This window comes from Rhodoferax sp. GW822-FHT02D07, assembly GCF_058802405.1.
Map to the genome: position 1 here is coordinate 796,909 of NZ_JBXAOD010000001.1, position 17,980 is coordinate 814,888.

General features: G+C 63.5%; 14 protein-coding genes. 8 read left to right on the forward strand and 6 right to left on the reverse strand.

From position 1 onward, the window contains the following. Positions 1-6: 6 nt before the first annotated feature. Complete coding sequence (locus tag AC1RNN_RS03770) at positions 7-678, reverse strand: GntR family transcriptional regulator (protein WP_493085862.1); 672 nt, start codon at positions 676-678, stop codon at positions 7-9. Positions 679-844: 166 nt separating this feature from the next. Between AC1RNN_RS03770 and scpA the strand changes: the two genes are divergently transcribed. The 8 genes from scpA (at position 845) to AC1RNN_RS03810 (ending at position 12,087) form a co-directional block, all read left to right on the forward strand. Continuing rightward, the gene (scpA, locus tag AC1RNN_RS03775; RefSeq protein ID WP_493085860.1) at positions 845-3,016 is read left to right on the forward strand and encodes a methylmalonyl-CoA mutase; all 2,172 of its coding nucleotides are present in this window, start codon (positions 845-847) and stop codon (positions 3,014-3,016) included. Beyond that, positions 3,013-4,020 (forward strand): methylmalonyl Co-A mutase-associated GTPase MeaB, encoded by a 1,008-nt coding sequence (gene meaB / locus AC1RNN_RS03780; RefSeq protein WP_493085858.1) that lies wholly within the window; start codon positions 3,013-3,015, stop codon positions 4,018-4,020. Before scpA ends, meaB begins: the two co-directional genes overlap by 4 nt. Beyond that, positions 4,020-4,904: an alpha/beta hydrolase family protein gene (locus AC1RNN_RS03785; protein WP_493085856.1), complete on the forward strand. Its 885-nt coding sequence runs from the start codon at positions 4,020-4,022 to the stop codon at positions 4,902-4,904. The genes meaB and AC1RNN_RS03785 overlap by 1 nt, the downstream gene beginning before the upstream one ends. A gap of 21 nt (positions 4,905-4,925) precedes the next feature. After that, on the forward strand, positions 4,926-6,458 hold the full coding sequence (locus AC1RNN_RS03790; protein ID WP_493085855.1) for an acyl-CoA carboxylase subunit beta: 1,533 nt from the start codon (positions 4,926-4,928) through the stop codon (positions 6,456-6,458). Between the two features lie 303 nt (positions 6,459-6,761). After that, a complete protein-coding gene (locus tag AC1RNN_RS03795; RefSeq protein ID WP_493085854.1) occupies positions 6,762-7,052 on the forward strand; it encodes a helix-hairpin-helix domain-containing protein in 291 nt (96 codons plus the stop codon). A 9-nt stretch (positions 7,053-7,061) separates the two neighbouring features. Continuing rightward, positions 7,062-9,110: an acetyl-CoA carboxylase biotin carboxylase subunit gene (locus tag AC1RNN_RS03800; RefSeq protein ID WP_493085852.1), complete on the forward strand. Its 2,049-nt coding sequence runs from the start codon at positions 7,062-7,064 to the stop codon at positions 9,108-9,110. After that, positions 9,107-9,583 carry a VOC family protein gene (locus AC1RNN_RS03805; protein WP_493085850.1) on the forward strand — a complete coding sequence of 159 codons (477 nt, stop codon included), beginning with the start codon at positions 9,107-9,109 and terminating at the stop codon, positions 9,581-9,583. The genes AC1RNN_RS03800 and AC1RNN_RS03805 overlap by 4 nt, the downstream gene beginning before the upstream one ends. A 182-nt stretch (positions 9,584-9,765) precedes the next feature. Then, on the forward strand, positions 9,766-12,087 hold the full coding sequence (locus tag AC1RNN_RS03810) for a methyl-accepting chemotaxis protein (RefSeq protein WP_493085849.1): 2,322 nt from the start codon (positions 9,766-9,768) through the stop codon (positions 12,085-12,087). Positions 12,088-12,093: 6 nt separating this feature from the next. On the opposite strand, the gene rsxB is transcribed toward AC1RNN_RS03810, so the two are convergent. The 5 genes from rsxB to AC1RNN_RS03835 form a co-directional block, all read right to left on the reverse strand. Then, complete coding sequence (gene rsxB, locus AC1RNN_RS03815) at positions 12,094-12,774, reverse strand: electron transport complex subunit RsxB (protein WP_493085847.1); 681 nt, start codon at positions 12,772-12,774, stop codon at positions 12,094-12,096. After that, positions 12,771-14,168, reverse strand: coding sequence for a polyhydroxyalkanoate depolymerase (locus tag AC1RNN_RS03820; protein WP_493085845.1), 1,398 nt, complete (start codon positions 14,166-14,168; stop codon positions 12,771-12,773). Before AC1RNN_RS03820 ends, rsxB begins: the two co-directional genes overlap by 4 nt. Before the next feature lie 49 nt (positions 14,169-14,217). Further along, positions 14,218-15,573: a hypothetical protein gene (locus tag AC1RNN_RS03825; protein WP_493085843.1), complete on the reverse strand. Its 1,356-nt coding sequence runs from the start codon at positions 15,571-15,573 to the stop codon at positions 14,218-14,220. A gap of 53 nt (positions 15,574-15,626) precedes the next feature. Then, entirely contained in the window at positions 15,627-16,823 is a 1,197-nt protein-coding gene (locus AC1RNN_RS03830; RefSeq protein WP_493085841.1) for an amino acid aminotransferase, read from the reverse strand. Between the two features lie 108 nt (positions 16,824-16,931). Next, a complete protein-coding gene (locus tag AC1RNN_RS03835) occupies positions 16,932-17,975 on the reverse strand; it encodes an NAD(P)H-dependent flavin oxidoreductase (protein ID WP_493085839.1) in 1,044 nt (347 codons plus the stop codon). Between the last annotated feature and the right edge of the window lie 5 nt (positions 17,976-17,980).

Sequence of the window (17,980 nt, forward strand, 5' to 3'; positions counted from 1 at the left end):
CCCGGCTCAGTTCGCTGCTTCCAGCCCATTCGCAAAATGCTCGCGCATGCGCTGCGCGGTCAGTGCCGCATCGCGGGCGCTGAGGGCGTCCATGATGGCCTGGTGTTCTGCCAGTGACTCCTCGATGCGCCCGGTCTTGAGCAGGGAGTTGTGGCGGTTGAGCTTCATCACCTTGCGCAGGTCGGCCACCATCTGGTCGCGCCAGCGGTTGTTGGCGATCTCCAGCAGGCGCATGTGGAACTTCTCGTTCACGGCAAAGAACTGGTCGGTATTGGCCTTGCCCGGCTTGGCGGCCGTCTCCAGCGCCTTGTGCAGGGTCTGCAGTTCCTTCAGTTCCGCGTCGGTGGCCTTGGTGGCCACCACGCCGGCGGCATCGCTCTCCAGCAGACTGAGCAGGTGGTACACATCGGCCAGGTCCTGCTGCGACACCTCGGTCACATAGGCGCCGCGGCGTACTTTCATCGTCACCAGGCCTTCGGCCGCCAGCACTTTCAGCGCCTCGCGCAGGGGGGTGCGGCTGATGCCGAATTCTTCGGCAATCTTGAGTTCGTCAATCCAGCTTCCCGGTTCCAGCTCGCGCTTGAAGATGCGCTGGCGCAGCAGCTCGGCCACTTCCTCATACAGAGGGCGGGGGGCCAGCGAGACGGCAGGGCGGGTGTCGGACATGAGGGCGGACATGCGGGGTTAGAGCGGCCAGTTCAGAAAGTTGGCTGATTGTAAGCTGTCGCCAATATTCTGAATCAATAATTATGAATAATGTAAACTTGCTTTCGCGCCAGGGCGCCCGGGATTACCCTTCCGGCTGCACCTGATCGGAGTTTTTGTACGACCTGCGGACCACGCCATGACCGACTCGACCCCTGAATTCAAAACCGCCACGCTGGAGGCCTGGGCCAAGGCTGCGGCCAAGTCCGCCCCCGGCGGCAATGTGGACGCGCTGAACTGGATCACCCCCGACGGCATCGCCGTCAAGCCGCTGTACACCGCGGCGGACACGGCGGACCTGAAGCACGCCGACACGCTGCCCGGCTTTGAGCCCTATCTGCGCGGCCCGCAGGCGACGATGTATGCGGTGCGCCCCTGGACGATCCGCCAATACGCAGGTTTTTCGACGGCCGAGGAGAGCAATGCCTTCTACAGAAAGGCACTGGCGGCAGGTGGTCAGGGCGTGAGCGTTGCCTTCGACCTGGCCACCCACCGTGGTTACGACTCGGACCATCCGCGCGTGACCGGCGATGTGGGCAAGGCCGGTGTGGCGATTGATTCGGTCGAGGACATGAAGATCCTGTTCGACCAGATTCCGCTGGACAAGGTGTCGGTGTCGATGACGATGAACGGCGCGGTGCTGCCGGTGTTGGCGGGCTATGTGGTGGCGGCCGAAGAGCAGGGCGTGAGCCAGGACCAGTTGAGCGGGACGATTCAGAACGACATTCTGAAAGAGTTCATGGTGCGCAACACCTACATCTACCCGCCCGCGCCCAGCATGCGCATCATCGGCGACATCATTGGCTACACGGCCAAAAACATGCCCAAGTTCAACTCGATCAGCATCTCGGGTTACCACATGCAGGAAGCCGGGGCCAACCAGGCGCTGGAGCTGGCCTTCACGCTGGCCGACGGCAAGGAGTATGTGAAGACCGCCATTGCCACCGGGCTGGATGTAGACGACTTTGCCGGGCGCCTGTCGTTCTTCTGGGCGATTGGCATGAACTTCTATCTGGAGGTTGCCAAGATGCGCGCTGCGCGCCTGCTGTGGTGCCGCATCATGAAGGGCTTTGACGCCAAGAACCCCAAGAGCCTGATGCTGCGCACGCACTGCCAGACCAGCGGCTGGAGCCTGACCGAGCAGGACCCGTACAACAACGTGGTGCGCACCACCATCGAGGCCATGGCCGCAGTGTTTGGCGGCACGCAGAGCTTGCACACCAACAGCTTTGACGAAGCCATCGCGCTGCCCACCGAGTTCAGCGCGCGCATCGCCCGCAACACCCAGCTCATCATCCAGGAAGAGACCCACATCACCAATGTGATCGACCCCTGGGCCGGCTCCTACATGATGGAAAAGCTGACGCAGGACATGGCCGATGCCGCCTGGAAGATCATCGAAGAAGTCGAAGCCATGGGCGGCATGACCAAGGCTGTAGACAGCGGCTGGGCCAAGCTGAAGATCGAAGCCGCCGCCGCCGACAAACAGGCGCGCATCGACAGCGGGCAGGACGTCATTGTGGGCGTCAACAAGTACAAGCTCAAAAGCGAAGACGTGGTCGAAGCTCGCGACATCGACAACGTGGCCGTGCGCGAATCGCAAGTGGCCCGCCTCAAGGAAATTCGATCAAAACGCGATACAGCCCGCGTGAATGCTGCGCTAGCTGCTATCACTTCCGCAGCAGAGAGCGGCACCGGCAACCTGCTGGACCTGAGCATTCAGGCGATCCGCCTGCGCGCAACCGTGGGCGAAGTGAGCGACGCTTTGGAGAAAGCCTTTGGCCGCCACCGCGCCGATACCAACAAGGTCTCGGGCGTGTACGCTGCGGCTTACGATTCGGCAAACGGAGACACCATGGAATACTGGAACGCCCTGAAGGCCGACATTGCAGGCTTTGCCGAAAAGCAGGGGCGCCGCCCGCGCGTGATGATCAGCAAGCTGGGCCAGGACGGCCACGACCGCGGCGCCAAGGTGGTAGCCACCGCGTTTGCCGACCTGGGCTTTGACGTGGACATGGGCCCTCTGTTCCAGACCCCCGAAGAATGTGCCCGCCAGGCGATTGAAAACGATGTGCACGCAGTGGGCGTGTCCACCTTGGCCGCAGGCCACAAGACGCTGGTACCCGCCATCATTGCCGAGCTCAAAAAGCAGGGCGCCGACGACATCATCGTCTTCGTCGGCGGCGTGATACCGCGGCAAGACTACGACTTCTTGTACGCCGCTGGCGTCAAAGGCATCTACGGCCCGGGCACGCCGATTCCTGTGTCGGCGCGCGACGTGCTGAGTCAAATCGAAAAGGCCCTCGGGTGACCCCTGAAGCCGTGCAGGCCGGTCTGCTGGGGGGAGAGTCCCTCTTGCAGCGCCGTGCCATCGCCAAAGCCATTACGCTGCTGGAGTCCACACGCGCGGATCACCGCGCCCAGGGCGATGCGCTACTGACGGCGTTGCTGCCACATACCGGCAAGTCCCTGCGCCTGGGCATCAGCGGTGTGCCGGGCGTGGGCAAATCCACCTTCATCGAGGCGCTGGGCCTGTACCTGATCGAGCACGGCCACCGCGTGGCGGTGCTCACCATCGATCCGTCTTCCAGTGTGTCTGGTGGCTCCATCCTGGGCGACAAGACGCGCATGGAGAAGCTCTCCATGCACGAGAAAGCTTTTATCCGCCCCAGCCCTTCTAGCGGAACGCTGGGTGGCGTGGCCGAGAAAACGCGCGAGGCCATGCTGGTCTGCGAGGCGGCGGGTTACGACATCGTGATCGTGGAAACCGTGGGTGTGGGCCAGAGCGAGACGGCAGTGCAAGGCATGACCGACATGTTTGTGTTGATGCAGCTGCCCAATGCGGGCGACGACCTGCAGGCGATCAAGAAGGGCGTGATGGAACTGGCGGACCTCGTAGTCATCAACAAGGCGGACATTGATGCCGATGCGGCCACGCGTGCGCAGGCCATGATCACCTCCAGCCTGCGGCTGCTGGGCATGCATGGCAACCCGAACGATCCGCACGATGACAAGCATTGGCAGCCCAAAGTTATTTCCCTGAGTGCATTGCTGGGCCAGGGTGTAGACACGTTCTGGAAAGCCGTGTCTGAATTCCAGACCTTGCAAACGGCCAATGGCCTGTTCCAGTCCCGCCGCCAGCAGCAGTCGCTGGCCTGGATGTGGGAACGCATTGACGCGGGCCTCAAGCAGGCCTTCAAGCAGTCGGTGGCGGTGCAGGCTGTCCTGCCGGCACATGTGCAGGCCGTGCTGTCGGGCCAGATGGCGGCCAGTACGGCGGCGCGCGATCTTCTGTCGCGCTGGGGCGGGCAATGATGGATAGTGCACGCCGCTGGTGGGCCGTGACTCTGCTGTGGGTGGCGGGGCTGGGCGGGGCGCTGGCCGGCACGCTGGGGACAGGCGTGCCGCAGAGTTTTGTGTTCACCGACACGGGCTACTTCGCAGACCGGCCGGTGACCGTGTATTACTACAAGGCGAGCAACGCGGGGCCTGCGGCCAAGGTGCTGATCGCCATCCACGGTGTGGAGCGCGATGGTGCGAAGGCGCGCAACCATTGGGTGCAATGGGCGGAGCAAAACCAAGGCATCGTGCTGGCACCGGAGTTCACGGCGCAGGAGTTTCCGATGCGGAACTTTCAGTGGGGCGGCATGGAAGACGCAGACCCGCGGCACTGGACCTTCCTGCTCATCGAGCACCTGTTTGACAAGGTGCGGCGCGAGGAGGGCCTGCAGGCCGAGCGCTACTTTCTGTTCGGCCACTCCGCCGGCGCGCAGTTTGTGCACCGCTTCATGCTGATGCAGGATGTGCCGCGCGTGGCCCAGGCGGTGGCCGCCAATGCGGGCAGCTACACCATGCCGGTGTACCCCGACAGCATTCTTGGTACGGGCTTTCCGTGGACGGCTTCGGAACGCCGGCTGCCACCGGCCAAACTGGCCGCAGCCTTTGGCCGCCCGCTGCTGGTGCTGCTGGGCGAGGCCGATACGAAGACCGATGGCGACTTGCCGCGCCAGCCCGAGGCCATGGCCCAGGGCCCCTACCGCCTGGCGCGCGGGCAGGCCTTTTTCAAGGCAGCGCAGGAACAGGCGCAGAAGCAAAACGTGGCCTTGCAATGGAAGTTGCAGACGGTGCCCGGCGTGGGTCACAACTCCAGCGCCATGAGCAAGGCCGCCGCCCCGGCTTTCACAGGCCGTACTGATTGATTGAACAGAAGGAAGACAAGCATGCAAGACATCCTCGAACAACTGGAAGCCAAGCGTGAGTTGGCCCGCATGGGCGGCGGACAGAAGCGCATTGACGCGCAGCACAAGAAGGGCAAGCTCACCGCGCGCGAGCGGCTGGAAGTGCTGCTGGATGAAGGCACGTTTGAAGAGTGGGACATGTTTGTCGAACACCGCTGTGTGGACTTCGGCATGCAGGACCAGAAGATTCCGGGCGACGGTGTGGTTACCGGCTACGGAATGATCAATGGCCGCCTGGTGTTCGTCTTCAGCCAGGACTTCACGGTGTTTGGTGGTGCGCTGTCCGAGGCCCATGCAGAGAAGATCTGCAAGGTCATGGACCAGGCCATGAAGGTCGGTGCGCCAGTGATTGGTCTGAACGACTCGGGCGGTGCCCGCATTCAAGAGGGTGTGGCTTCGCTGGGTGGCTATGCCGATGTGTTTCAGCGCAATGTGATGGCCAGCGGCGTGATTCCGCAGATCAGCATGATCATGGGGCCATCCGCCGGCGGCGCAGTGTACAGCCCCGCGATGACGGACTTCATCTTCATGGTGAAGGACTCCAGCTACATGTTCGTCACCGGCCCCGAGGTGGTGAAGACGGTGACGCACGAGGAGGTGACAGCCGAAGAGCTGGGCGGCGCCATCACCCACACCACCAAGAGCGGCGTGGCCGATCTGGCATTTGAGAATGATGTGGAGGCGCTGTTGATGCTGCGCCGGCTCTACAACTACCTGCCGCTGAATAACCGCGAGAAAGCGCCGGTGCGCAAGAGCGGTGACCCCATCGACCGCATGGACGCGAGCCTGGACACGCTGGTGCCGGACAACCCCAACAAGCCGTATGACATGAAGGAGCTGATCGTCAAGACGGTGGACGACGGTGACTTTTTCGAGATCCAGCCCGAGTACGCCAAGAACATCATCATCGGCTTCGCCCGCATGGACGGCCAGACCATTGGCATCGTGGCCAACCAGCCGCTGGTGCTGGCGGGCTGTCTGGACATCAAGAGCAGCATCAAGGCCGCGCGTTTTGTGCGCTTCTGCGATGCGTTCAGCATTCCCGTGGTCACCTTTGTGGACGTTCCCGGCTTCATGCCCGGTACCAGCCAAGAGTACGGCGGCATCATCAAGCATGGTGCCAAGCTGCTCTACGCGTATGCCGAGTGCACGGTACCCAAGATCACGGTCATTACGCGCAAGGCCTATGGCGGCGCGTATGACGTGATGGCGTCCAAGCACTTGCGCGGTGACGTCAACTTCGCCTGGCCCAACGCCGAGATTGCGGTGATGGGCGCCAAGGGCGCGGTGGAGATCATCTTCCGTGAAGACAAGGGTGACCCTGCCAAGCTGGCCGCCAAGGAAGCTGAATACAAGGCCCGCTTTGCAAACCCGTTTGTGGCGGGCGCACGCGGCTTTATCGATGACGTGATCCTGCCGCACGAAACCCGCAAGCGCATTTGCCGTTCGCTGGTCATGCTCAAGGACAAGAAGCTGGAAAACCCGTGGCGCAAGCACGGGAACATTCCGCTCTGAGTTTTCGTATGGGAAGCCTTTCACTCAAATGCGTGTGGGAGCGCGGGCTGTCTGGGCGTTTTGCTCCGTGTCCCCCGCGCTGCGCGCTCCTCCTTTACCTGCGCAAAACGCCCAGCCAGCCCGCGCCTGAAGGGAAGCTGTTGGCACGCGAACGCAAGAAAACGCACTTCGCAGCAGCGGGCAGGGTGTGTCCGCCGCAGCGAAGTAAAGGAGGAGCCCGAAGGGCGGAGGACATGAGCGGAGGCGGATACACCCTGGCCGTTGCGGGTCCAGTGATCCGTCATGGAGAAAGGTAGTCGCACCATGCCCAAAGCTGCAACCGTATCCCAAGCCCGTGTGCTGACCGACATCCCCAACATTGGCAAGTCCATCGCCCAAGACCTGCGTGGTCTGGGCATTCAGACGCCGGCGCAGGTCAAGACCATGGACCCGGTGGCCGTGTTTGAAGCGCTGCGCACCCCCATGGGCCAGCGCCATGACCCCTGTGTCCTCGACACCTTTCTGGCTGCCAAGGATTTCATGAACGGCGGACCCGCGCAGCCCTGGTGGCATTTCACGCCGCTGCGCAAGGCACAAAAACTGATTCCCGAATAGGAGACATTGATGTTCACCAAAATCCTGATCGCCAACCGCGGAGAGATTGCCTGCCGCGTCATCGCGACGGCCCGCAAGATGGGTATCAAAACCGTGGCGGTGTATTCCGACGCCGACAAGGAAGCCCGCCACGTGGCGCTGGCCGACGAGGCCGTGCACATCGGCCCGGCGCCCAGCCGCGAGAGTTATCTGCAAGCCGAAAAGATCATCGCCGCCTGCAAGCAGACCGGCGCACAGGCGGTGCACCCTGGCTATGGCTTCCTCAGTGAGAACGAGGCCTTCGCCAAGCGCTGCGAGGACGAGGGCATTGCCTTCATCGGCCCCAAGGCGCATTCCATTGCCGCCATGGGCGACAAGATCGCGTCCAAGAAGCTGGCGAACGAGGCCAAGGTCAACACCATCCCTGGCTACAACGACGCGATCAGCGGCCCCGAGCAGGCGGTGGAAATTGCCAAGGGCATTGGCTACCCCGTGATGATCAAGGCCTCGGCAGGCGGCGGTGGCAAGGGCCTGCGCGTGGCCTTCAACGACAAGGAAGCGTTTGAAGGCTTTGCCAGCTGCCAGAACGAAGCCCGCAACAGCTTTGGTGATGACCGCATCTTCATCGAAAAGTTTGTGCAGGAGCCTCGCCACATCGAAATCCAGGTGCTGGGCGACAGCCACGGCAATGTGATTTACCTGAACGAGCGTGAGTGTTCCATCCAGCGCCGCCACCAGAAGGTGATTGAAGAAGCGCCAAGCCCCTTCATCAGCGACGCCACCCGCAAAGCCATGGGCGAGCAGGCCGTGCAGCTGGCCAAGGCCGTGAAGTACCAGTCTGCCGGTACGGTGGAGTTTGTGGTTGGCAAGGACCAGGACTTTTACTTCCTGGAGATGAACACCCGCCTGCAGGTGGAGCACCCGGTGACCGAGTGCATCACTGGCCTGGACCTGGTGGAGCTGATGATCCGCGTGGCGGCCGGCGAAAAGCTGCCCCTCACGCAAGCCGACGTGCAGCGCGATGGCTGGGCCATCGAGTGCCGTATCAATGCCGAAGACCCGTTCCGCAACTTCTTGCCATCCACTGGCCGCTTGGTGCGCTTTGCGCCGCCTGAGCAGACCATGTGGCAGGGCAACACGGCGGATCTGAACGGCGTGCGCGTGGACACGGGCGTGCAGGACGGCGGCGAGATCCCCATGTTCTACGACTCGATGATTGCCAAGCTCATCGTGCACGGCAAGGACCGCTTTGATGCGATTGCCAAGATGCGCGAGGCGCTCAACGGTTTTGTGATTCGCGGCGTGTCCAGCAACATCCCGTTTCAGGCCGCGCTGCTTGCGCACCCGAAGTTTGTGACGGGCGAGTTCAACACCGGCTTCATTGCCGAGCATTACGGCAAGGGTTTCTTTGCGGAAGACGTGCCGCACGATGACCCGGACTTTCTCGCCGCGCTGGCGGCCTTTGTGCGCCGCAAGTCGCGCGAGCGTGCAGCCGGCATCAGTGGCCAGCTACCGGGCTATGCGGTGAACGCGGGCAAGGACTATGTGGTGGTGACGTTGGACGCCGCCGGCCAGCACCGCTACACGCCGGTGCATGTGGACGAGTTTGAAGGCGAAACCGGCTCCGCGTCCGTCAAAGTCGGCGTGAGCCGCTATGTAATTCGTAGCAAATCGCGCCTCAACGACGTCGCTATCACCGGCACAGTGAACGGCAAGGCCTTCACTGCACAGGTGGAACGCGGCACGCCCAAGAACCCGCTGGCCCTGCGCGTGCAGCACAACGGCACGCGCATCGATGCGTTGGTCATGTCACCGCGCATGGCCCAGCTGCACCAGCTCATGCCCCACAAGGCGCCGCCCGACATGAGCCGCTACGTGCTCTCGCCCATGCCCGGCCTGCTGGTGGACGTGGCCGTGGTGCCCGGCCAGAAGGTGCAGGCCGGTGAGCGCGTGGCAGTGATTGAAGCCATGAAGATGGAGAACGTGTTGTTTGCTGCGGCCGATGGTGTGGTGGGCAAGGTGCTGGCGGCCAAGGGCGAATCCTTGAGCGTGGACCAAGCCATTGTGGAGTTCGTATGACATACGTGGTATCCAAGCGCCCGTTCAAGGTGCTGGGCATCCAGCAGATTGCCATCGGTGGCCCCGATAAAAAGCGCCTGCAGACCCTGTGGGTGGACATGCTGGGCTTGCAGGTCACGGGCACTTTCCGCAGCGAACGCGAGAACGTGGATGAGGACATCTGCGCCATGGGCAATGGGGTACATGCGGTGGAGGTGGACCTGATGCAGCCGCTAGATCCGGACAAGAAGCCGGCCGTGCACACCACCCCGCTCAATCACGTAGGCCTGTGGATCGACGATCTTCCCGTGGCGGTGGAGTGGCTTACCGCGAAGGGCGTGCGCTTTGCGCCAGGCGGCATCCGCAAGGGAGCGGCGGGCCATGACATCTGCTTTCTGCACCCCAAGAGCAATGAGGAGTTCCCTATCGCGGGCGAAGGCGTGTTGATCGAGCTGGTGCAGGCGCCGCCGGACGTGGTGGCCGCCTTGTCCTGAGTCAGGGGCCATGGGCCCGCCTCAATAGGCCCGGTTTCTACGGGTTTCTTGGTGTTTGAGGCCAAAACGGTAGGGTTACAGTCAGCTTACGGTGGTGGAATCGCAGTTTCGCGCTGCCTTGCCGGACCCAGCACACACGATGCGGGCCGGCTTGTGCAAGAGGCGCCTATGAGGAGACCTGAATGAAGCTGGGCAAGTTTTTTTCCGCGGGCATCTGGCTCATGCGACGCATGCGCTTTGGTGTGAAGCTGGGTTTGGTCACTGCGGTCGTGCTGGTTCCCCTGGTGTTCATCGTGGCGGAACTGATCAACCGGGAGCGTACGGACATTGCAGTGGCGCGTGATGAACTCCAGGGCATCGCCATGGTGGAAGACGCCAGCAGCCTTGTCCGCCAGTTGCAGACCCATCGCGGCCAGACCAATATGGTGCTCTCTGGCAACACCGGAGCGGAGGCCGCCCGCGAGAAAACCCGTGCCGCGATCAAGACCATTCGTGACAAGTTGGACGCCCAAGTTAGTGACCAGGGTGGGCCGGTGAGCCAGCGCGAGTGGAAGCCACTGCGTGAACGCGTGGATGCATTGTTGCCAGCACTGGAGGGAAAGGACGCGCCGGCCAGCTTCGCTCTGCACACCGCATTGGTGAATGATTTGGCCCGCTTTGTGTATGGCGTGGCCAATGAATCCAGCCTGTTGTTCGACCCTGATCCCCTGACGTACTCCCTCATGGACATGGCGGTCTCCCGCCTGATTCCTTGGACTGAGCAGGTGGGGCGCCTGCGTGGGCAGGGCGCTGGTCTGCTGAGCCAGCCGACACTGGATGAAACGGCTTCTGTACGCATCCGGGCCCAGCTCGATACGTTGGAGGCTTGGGCGCGTGATGTGCAGTACGCGCACGGCCTCATGCTGGCCACGGAGCTGAAGGACCCACTGGCGCAAAAGGCCTTTGACGCCAGCGCGGCATTTGCCAAGCTGGCGCGGGAACGTTTTGCGGCGGGGGCCGCTCCGGGGGATTCGCAAGGCTACTTTGAAGCTGGAACCCTGTCCATCGATGCGATTGCGGCCTACCAGCACTCCGCGGTGGATGGTGTACGCGACCTGCTGCAACAGCGCCTGGAGCGCAGCCTGAGCATGCTGTGGTTGACGATGGGCCTGAGCGCGCTGACTGTACTGGCGCTGCTGTATTTCATGCTGTCCTTCAACATCAGCTTTCTGCACGACCTGCGCGAGGTATTGCGATTCATGGAGGAAACCGCGGGTGGCAACCTGCGGCACAAGGTGCAGATTCGGGGCAAGGATGAGCTCTCCGCGATCTCGCAGTCCATGGAGACCATGGTCAACAATATTTCCATCATGGTGGCCAGCGTGCGCAGCAATTCGGCGTTGGTGGCCAACTCGGGTGAGGTGCTGGTGACGGGCAATGAGGCCCTCTCCAGTCGTACCGAGCAGCAGGCCGCCAATCTGGAGCAGACTTCGGCCAGCGTGCAGGAGTTGTCGTCCACGGTGCAGGACAACGCCAGCACGGCCCAGCAGTCCGACCAGGCCGCGCAGGCCGTGCGCGAGGTGGCCGAGCAGGGCGCACGCGGCATGGCTGAGGCGATTGCCTCGGTGGAGGCCATCGAGGCCAGCACCAAGCGCATGGACGAAATCGTGGGCGTGATCGACGGGCTGGCCTTCCAGACCAATATCCTCGCGCTCAACGCGGCGGTGGAAGCGGCGCGTGCCGGGGAGTCGGGCCGCGGTTTTGCGGTGGTGGCCGCCGAAGTGCGTTCCCTGGCGCAGCGCTCGGCCGCATCCGCCAAGGAAATCCGCGAGCTCATCAGCACCTCCAGCGCCCAAGTGGCCAGCGGGGTGTCGCAGATTCGGGCAGCCGGCGAGAACATCACCCGCATCGTGGACGGCGTGCGCAGCGTGGCGGCCAATATGTCGCACATTTCCACCTCCAGTGCCGAGCAGAGCAACAGCCTGTCCGAAATCACCACCGCCATCCGCCAGCTCGACGAGATCACTCAGCAAAACGCCGCCATGGTGGAACAGGCCGTCAGCCAGGCCACGGCGCTGCAGGAGCGCGCCAGCGTGCTGGCCGATGCGGTCTCCGTGTTCCAGCTGCAGCAGGGCTCAGCTGATGAGGCCCGTGCGCTGGTGGAGCGCGCCTTGCAGTTGCGTCGCGGTGCGGGTAGCCGCGATGCCTTTGTGCGCGCGGTCACCCCCAAGGAAAGCGGCCTGTTCGACCGCGACATGTATGTGTTTGTGCTGGACCGCAGCGGCCAGTACCTTGGCTTTGGCGGCAACCCGGCCAAGGTGGGCACGCGCGTGCAGGACGTGGCCGGTATTGACGGCAACGCGCTGATTGCCTCCATTGTGGGGCAGGCCTCGGTGGCACCGGGCTGGGTGCAGTACGACATCACCAACCCGACCACGGGCAAGGTGCAGACCAAGATGTCCTATGTGGTGCAGGTCGACGACGTGTTTGTCGGCTGCGGTGTCTACAAGAACCTGGCGGCCTAGTCGTCTTCAGCTTTTGGGCTGGGCACGCGCCCGCGCGCGCGCCAGCGCTGCCTCAATGACCGCGCGCTTCTGGTCCAGCACGGCCGGGTCAGTGTGTTGGGAGTGGGCGGGCAGGTCGGCTAGCTTCATCTCGGCCTTGGCCTGCAGGCGCTGGGCGTGTTCCCCGGCCTCTCGCGCAACGCGCACCTGGCGCTTGGCGTAGCGCTGTCGCGCTTGGTCCGCCTGGGCAGGCGACCAGGCATTCCAGCCCGTGCGCTGCTCGCTGGCGTTCTCGGTCAGGATGCAGTCCACCGGGCAGACTGGGATGCAGAGCTCGCAGCCGGTGCAGTGCTCTTCCAGCACCGTGTGCATGCGCTTGTTGCTGCCCATGATGGCGTCGGTCGGGCAGGCGTCCAGACACAGGGTGCAGCCTATGCACCAGTTCTCGTCGATCCAGACCACGCTGCGCGGCCCTTCGGTACCAAAGGCCGGGTCCAACGGCTGCATCGGCTGTCCGGTGAGCGCTGCTAAGCGCGCAATGCCCTCGGCACCGCCGGGCGGACACTGGTTGATGCCGGCTTCGCCCGCCACCATGGCTTGGGCATAGGCGGCGCAGTCGGGGTAGCCACAGCGGGTGCACTGGGTCTGAGGCAGCGCGTCCAGCAGGCGTTGCGCCAGCGCGGGCGCAGCCGTGGTGGCGCTGGTCACTTCCGTGTCGTGCGCTTGGTTGCTACCTTTTTGGTAGCTGCTTGCGCAGATTTTACGGGGGCTGCAGCCACTTTCTTTGCTGGAGCGGCCTTGCGGGCCACTTTGGCGGCGACCGGGGTAGCTGCGGGGAGCTGGTTGTGTGCCTTGATGAAGGCCTTGACCTGGGGGTAGACCAGATCGCGCCAGCGGCGGCCGGAGAAGATGCCGTAGTGGCCGGCACCCTTGGCCTCGTAGTGGCGCTGCTGGCTCTTGGGCACGCCGCTGCAGATGTCATGCACCGCCTCGGTCTGGCCGGCGCCGGAGATGTCGTCGAGTTCGCCTTCCACCGACATCAGGGCCGTGGTCTTGATGTCCGCGGGCTTCACGCGCTCCAGCTTGCCGCCCGGGTTGCGCACATCCCAGGTACCGTTGACCAGCGCAAAGTCCTGGAACACCACCTTGATGGTTTCCAGGTAGTAGTCTGCGTCCATGTCCAGCACGGCGTTGTACTCGTCGTAGAACTTGCGGTGCGCCTCGGCGCTGGTGTCGTCGCCCTTGATGAGGTGCTCGAAGTAGTCGTAGTGGCTCTTGGCGTGGTGGTCCGGGTTCATGGCGACGAAGCCGGTGTGCTGCAGGAAGCCGGGGTAGACGCGGCGGCCTGCGCCGGGGAAGTTGCTGGGCACGCGGTAAATCACGTTGTTCTCGAACCAGCTATAACTCTTGTTCATGGCCAGGTTGTTCACCGCCGTGGGCGACTTGCGCGCGTCGATGGGGCCGCCCATCATGGTCATGGTTAGCGGCGTGGTTTCGCCACGGCTGGCCATCAGCGACACGGCGGCCAGCACCGGCACGGTGGGCTGGCACACGCTCATCACGTGGCAGTTGCCGTACTTGCCTTGCACATGGCGGATGAACTCCTGCACGTAGTTCACGTAGTCGTCCAGGTGGAACTCACCGTCTTCCAGCGGCACCAGACGCGCGTTTTTCCAGTCGGTGATGTAGACCTTGTGGTCCTTGAGCATGGTCTTGACGGTGTCGCGCAGCAGCGTGGCGTAGTGGCCCGAGAGCGGCGCCACGATCAGCACCACAGGCTGGCCCTTGATCTTGGCCAGGGTGGCGGGGTCGTCGGTAAAGCGCTTGAAGCGGCGCAGCTCGCAGAAGGGTTTGCTGATCTCCACGCGCTCGTGGATGGCGATGTCCACGCCGTCCACATCCACTGTGCGCAGGCCGAATTCGGGCTTTTCGTAGTCCTTGCCCAGGCGGTGCATCAGGTCGTAGCTGGCGGAAATGCGCTGGGCAAACGGGTTTTGGCCGACCACCGACAGGGGGTTGCTGTAGAGCTTGGCAGCAGCCAGTGCCAGATCGGAAAACGGCTCCATCAAGGAGCGTTGGGTTTCATACAACTGGTACAGCATGACGGGACCTCAAGGGGAAATGTTGCGGTGCAATATATCAGCAATCGATTTAGTTGCGGTTGCCGGATTTGACAATGGAGCGCAGGGCATTGCGGCTGTGTGCGCCGAAGTTGGCCATGAGTTCGGCCGCCAGCGCGTGCAGCCGGGCGCGCCGGGTCGGGTCCTGGGCCAGCAGCTCTGGCAACTGGCGCAGGGCCGCATCCTGCGATTGCAGGTCGATTGTCGGGTCTGCCACCCAATCAGCGGGCAGGGTTTCCAGCAGGGTGCGTTGGGCGTTGTCAGCCAAGGCTGCGGTCTGGGCCGCCACCACATTGCGCAGGTAACGGTCGTTCCATTCGGGGTAGCTGCTGTCCATGTCCTGCGTTTGCAGGGCCTTGGCACTCTTGGACAGTGGTAGCGCCAGCAGCGCGTCCAGCACCACGCGCTGGTTGGTGATGGCGCGGATGCGCGCATTGCGCGGGCCGGACATGCCCATGCGGTTGAGCGCGTTGTAGACCACCAGCCTGGTGTTGGATTCGCCAGGTGCCAGCCGGGCGTGGTAGGGCTGGGTGAGGCTCTGCAGATAGTGCAGGGCGAGGCCGGCAAAGCGCCAACCCCAGTAGTCATGCCCGGTGCGCAGCGCCAGCGAGGCCAGACTGGCGTACTGGTAATAGCGCACCTGCACCAGCGAGCGTTTCGCCCAAGGCGCCACGCTGTAGAGCATGCGGTCTTCAAAAAAGAAGCCCATGCCAAAGGGCAGCTGCGAGGCGGCTGCGGAGTTGGTGCTGCCAAAGGGTTGTGGTCCCAAGCCCAGACTCTTGCCCCAGAAGCCGGGGCTGTCTTCCCAAAGGAAGGCGTCCAGCCCGTAGTCCGGTTCGTCCGTGGCCGTGGCCAGCACTGCCAGCGGGCTGACCAGCTCGCCGGGCTTGAGGGGGATGAAGCGCTTGTCGCTCTGGGCCACGCTGGTGGGCGCCGTCAGGCTGCTCACATCACCCAGGCCCAGAGTCGCGCTGCCCGCTGAGGCGTCGGCAGACTTGGCGTCCGGCTCCAGGAAGAGGGCGAATTTGCTGTTGGGGGCAATGCGCAAGGCCCCCAGAAAGGCCTGGCGACGTACTTCGTCGCTGCGCTGCGGGTTGGCCACAAAGGCCAGGGACTCAGGCAAGGCCGGGTAGGCCTCGACGGTGGCCATGGCCCAGGCCTCTTGGCTGGCCAGCAGGGCTTCCAGGGTTTTCTCCTGGGCCCGCAAAAAGGAATCGAGCGACTCCACCACGGCCTTCTGGGCCTGGCTGAGTTCGGTCAAGCCCTCCAGCGCGCGGTAGCTTGCCTGGGCGTGGTGTCCACCGGCCCAGGCCTGCGCGCTGACCACGCACCATGCCAGTCCCAGGCAGAGGGTGCGCAGGCGGCTGGCGTGCGGAGTGCTATGCATTGAATAGCTGCTTGCGCATGTTCTATGCGGGTTGGCAGCGTATTTCGTTCAGATCAGATGACCTTGGCAATCGCCTGGCAGACGTAGTCGATGTTCTTGCTGTTAAGCGCCGCCACGCACATGCGGCCGGTGTCGGTGCCGTACACGCCAAACTCGGAGCGCAGGCGAACCATCTGATCTCTGGACAGGCCGGAGTAGCTGAACATGCCGATCTGGGTGGTGATGAAGGACATGTCCTGCTTCACGCCGGCAGCCTTCAGGCCGTCCACCAGCTTCTGGCGCATGGCCTTGATGCGCACGCGCATTTCGCCCAGTTCCTTTTCCCACAAATCACGCAGCTCGGGATTGTTCAGAACAGCTGCCACCACAGCGCCGCCGTGTGTCGGCGGGTTGGAGTAGTTGGTGCGGATCACGATCTTCAGTTGCGACAGCACGCGGCCGGCTTCTTCCTTGTCCTTGCACAGCACGGACAGGCCGCCCACGCGCTCGCCGTACAGGCTGAAGCTCTTGGAGAAGGAAGTGGAGACAAAGAAGTTCAGGCCAGCGGCGACGAACTTGTTGATGACCGCACCATCTTCGGCAATGCCGTAGCCAAAGCCCTGGTAGGCCATATCCAGGAAAGGCGTCAGGTTCTTGGCCTTCACCACGGCAATCACCTGGTCCCACTGCTCGGCGCTGATGTCGTAGCCGGTGGGGTTGTGGCAGCAGGCGTGCAGCACGACGATGGTGCCGGCAGCTGCAGCGTTCAGGCTGGCCAGGAAGCCTTCAAAGTTCACGCCGCGCTTGGCTGCATCGTAGTACGCATAAGTGTCAACTTCGAAGCCAGCGTTGGTGAACAGGGCGCGGTGGTTTTCCCAGCTGGGGTCGGAGATCAGGACCTTGGCGTTGGGGCTGACTTTCTTCAGGAAGTCTGCACCAATCTTCAGGCCGCCAGTGCCGCCAATGGCCTGCACCGTGGCCACGCGGCCGGAGGTCAGGGGTTCACTGTCAGCTCCAAACACCAGGCTCTTGACCGCGTTGTCGTAGGCCACGATGCCGTCGATGGGCAGGTAGCCACGGGCGGTGGGCTTGTCCATCATGGTCTTTTCTGCGGCCTGCACGCACTGCAGCAGGGGCAGCTTGCCGTTGTCGTCGAAGTACACGCCCACGCCCAGGTTCACTTTGTTGGGGTTGGTGTCAGCGTTGAATTGTTCGTTCAGACCCAGGATAGGGTCACGGGGTGCCATTTCGACTGCAGAGAAAAGAGACATGGAAAAGTCCTGTGAATGGAATGTCGGGGATGGCCCGCAGCCACCGTCAGCGGTACGGGTTATCCCTATTTTACCGGGCACTGCACTGGTGCAGTTTTAGGCCCTCATTTAACGCGCAAAGCCCTTTGCCAGTGCACGCGTGATGTCGGCCGCCGGTGCATTGCGGCACTGCGAGGCATTCTGGCCGCTCCACAAAGGGGAGAAGTCGCTGCTGCCCAGGCTTTCTGCCTTGGCACGCAGCGGGCCGATGGCCGCAGTGGCCAGCGGGAATGCCGGGGCGGCAGCGTTCAGTGGCCCCAGCTCGCGCATCAAGCGGTTCATGATGCCGCGCGCTGGGCGGCCGGTAAACAGGGTGGTGAGCGCAGTGTGTCGCGCGGCCGGGCTTTGCAGGACCGCACGGTGCAGGGCGGAGGTGGTCGCTTCGGGGCTGCACATATAGGCGGTGCCGATCTGCACCGCAGACGCTCCCAGCGCCATGGCTGCGGCCACACCTGCGGCATCGGCAATGCCGCCGGCGGCAATCACCGGCAGCTTCACCGCCTGAACGACTTGCGGCAGCAGCGCCATGGTGCCGACCTGGTTGCTCAAGTCGTCTCCAAGAAAGATGCCACGGTGGCCACCGGCCTCCAGGCCCTGCGCAATGATGGCGTCGGCTCCGTGCTCCTGCAACCAAAGGGCTTCGTCCACGGTGGTGGCGGATGCCAGTACCAGGCTGCCCCAGCTTTTGACACGCGCCAGGAGGTCCGCAGGCGGCAGGCCGAAGTGAAAGCTCATGACGGCGGGCTTGAAGGCCTCCACCACATCGGCGACTTGTGCGCTGAAGGGCGCACGGCCGGCGCCGGGTTGGATATCTGCGAGTGAAAGGCCCAGCTCCGCATAAAAAGGCGCCAGGGCCTCTTGCCAGCCAGCCTCACGCACAGCATCGGGCGCGGGCGGTGTATGGCAGAAGAAGTTGACGTTGTAGGGCTTGTCGGTCAGCGCGGTGAGCTGGGTCAGTTCGGCGCGCAACGCGTCCGGGCTCAGCATCGCAGCCGGGATGGAGCCCAGCCCGCCGGCATTGCAGACGGCAGCGGCCAGCGCGTGGCCCTGCACGCCGGCCATGGGCGCCTGGATCAGGGGGAGGGCGATGCCCAGAAAAGAGGGGTTTGGCATGGGGC

Excerpts from the sequence above, each read along its gene's own strand:
- AC1RNN_RS03770 (WP_493085862.1), bottom strand. The coding sequence starts at position 678 with ATGTCCGCCCTCATGTCCGACACCCGCCCTGCCGTCTCGCTGGCCCCC.
- scpA (WP_493085860.1), top strand. The coding sequence starts at position 845 with ATGACCGACTCGACCCCTGAATTCAAAACCGCCACGCTGGAGGCCTGG.
- AC1RNN_RS03785 (WP_493085856.1), top strand. The coding sequence starts at position 4,020 with ATGGATAGTGCACGCCGCTGGTGGGCCGTGACTCTGCTGTGGGTGGCG.
- AC1RNN_RS03790 (WP_493085855.1), top strand. The coding sequence starts at position 4,926 with ATGCAAGACATCCTCGAACAACTGGAAGCCAAGCGTGAGTTGGCCCGC.
- AC1RNN_RS03795 (WP_493085854.1), top strand. The coding sequence starts at position 6,762 with ATGCCCAAAGCTGCAACCGTATCCCAAGCCCGTGTGCTGACCGACATC.
- AC1RNN_RS03800 (WP_493085852.1), top strand. The coding sequence starts at position 7,062 with ATGTTCACCAAAATCCTGATCGCCAACCGCGGAGAGATTGCCTGCCGC.
- AC1RNN_RS03805 (WP_493085850.1), top strand. The coding sequence starts at position 9,107 with ATGACATACGTGGTATCCAAGCGCCCGTTCAAGGTGCTGGGCATCCAG.
- AC1RNN_RS03810 (WP_493085849.1), top strand. The coding sequence starts at position 9,766 with ATGAAGCTGGGCAAGTTTTTTTCCGCGGGCATCTGGCTCATGCGACGC.
- AC1RNN_RS03820 (WP_493085845.1), bottom strand. The coding sequence starts at position 14,168 with ATGCTGTACCAGTTGTATGAAACCCAACGCTCCTTGATGGAGCCGTTT.
- AC1RNN_RS03825 (WP_493085843.1), bottom strand. The coding sequence starts at position 15,573 with ATGCATAGCACTCCGCACGCCAGCCGCCTGCGCACCCTCTGCCTGGGA.
- AC1RNN_RS03830 (WP_493085841.1), bottom strand. The coding sequence starts at position 16,823 with ATGTCTCTTTTCTCTGCAGTCGAAATGGCACCCCGTGACCCTATCCTG.
- AC1RNN_RS03835 (WP_493085839.1), bottom strand. The coding sequence starts at position 17,975 with ATGCCAAACCCCTCTTTTCTGGGCATCGCCCTCCCCCTGATCCAGGCG.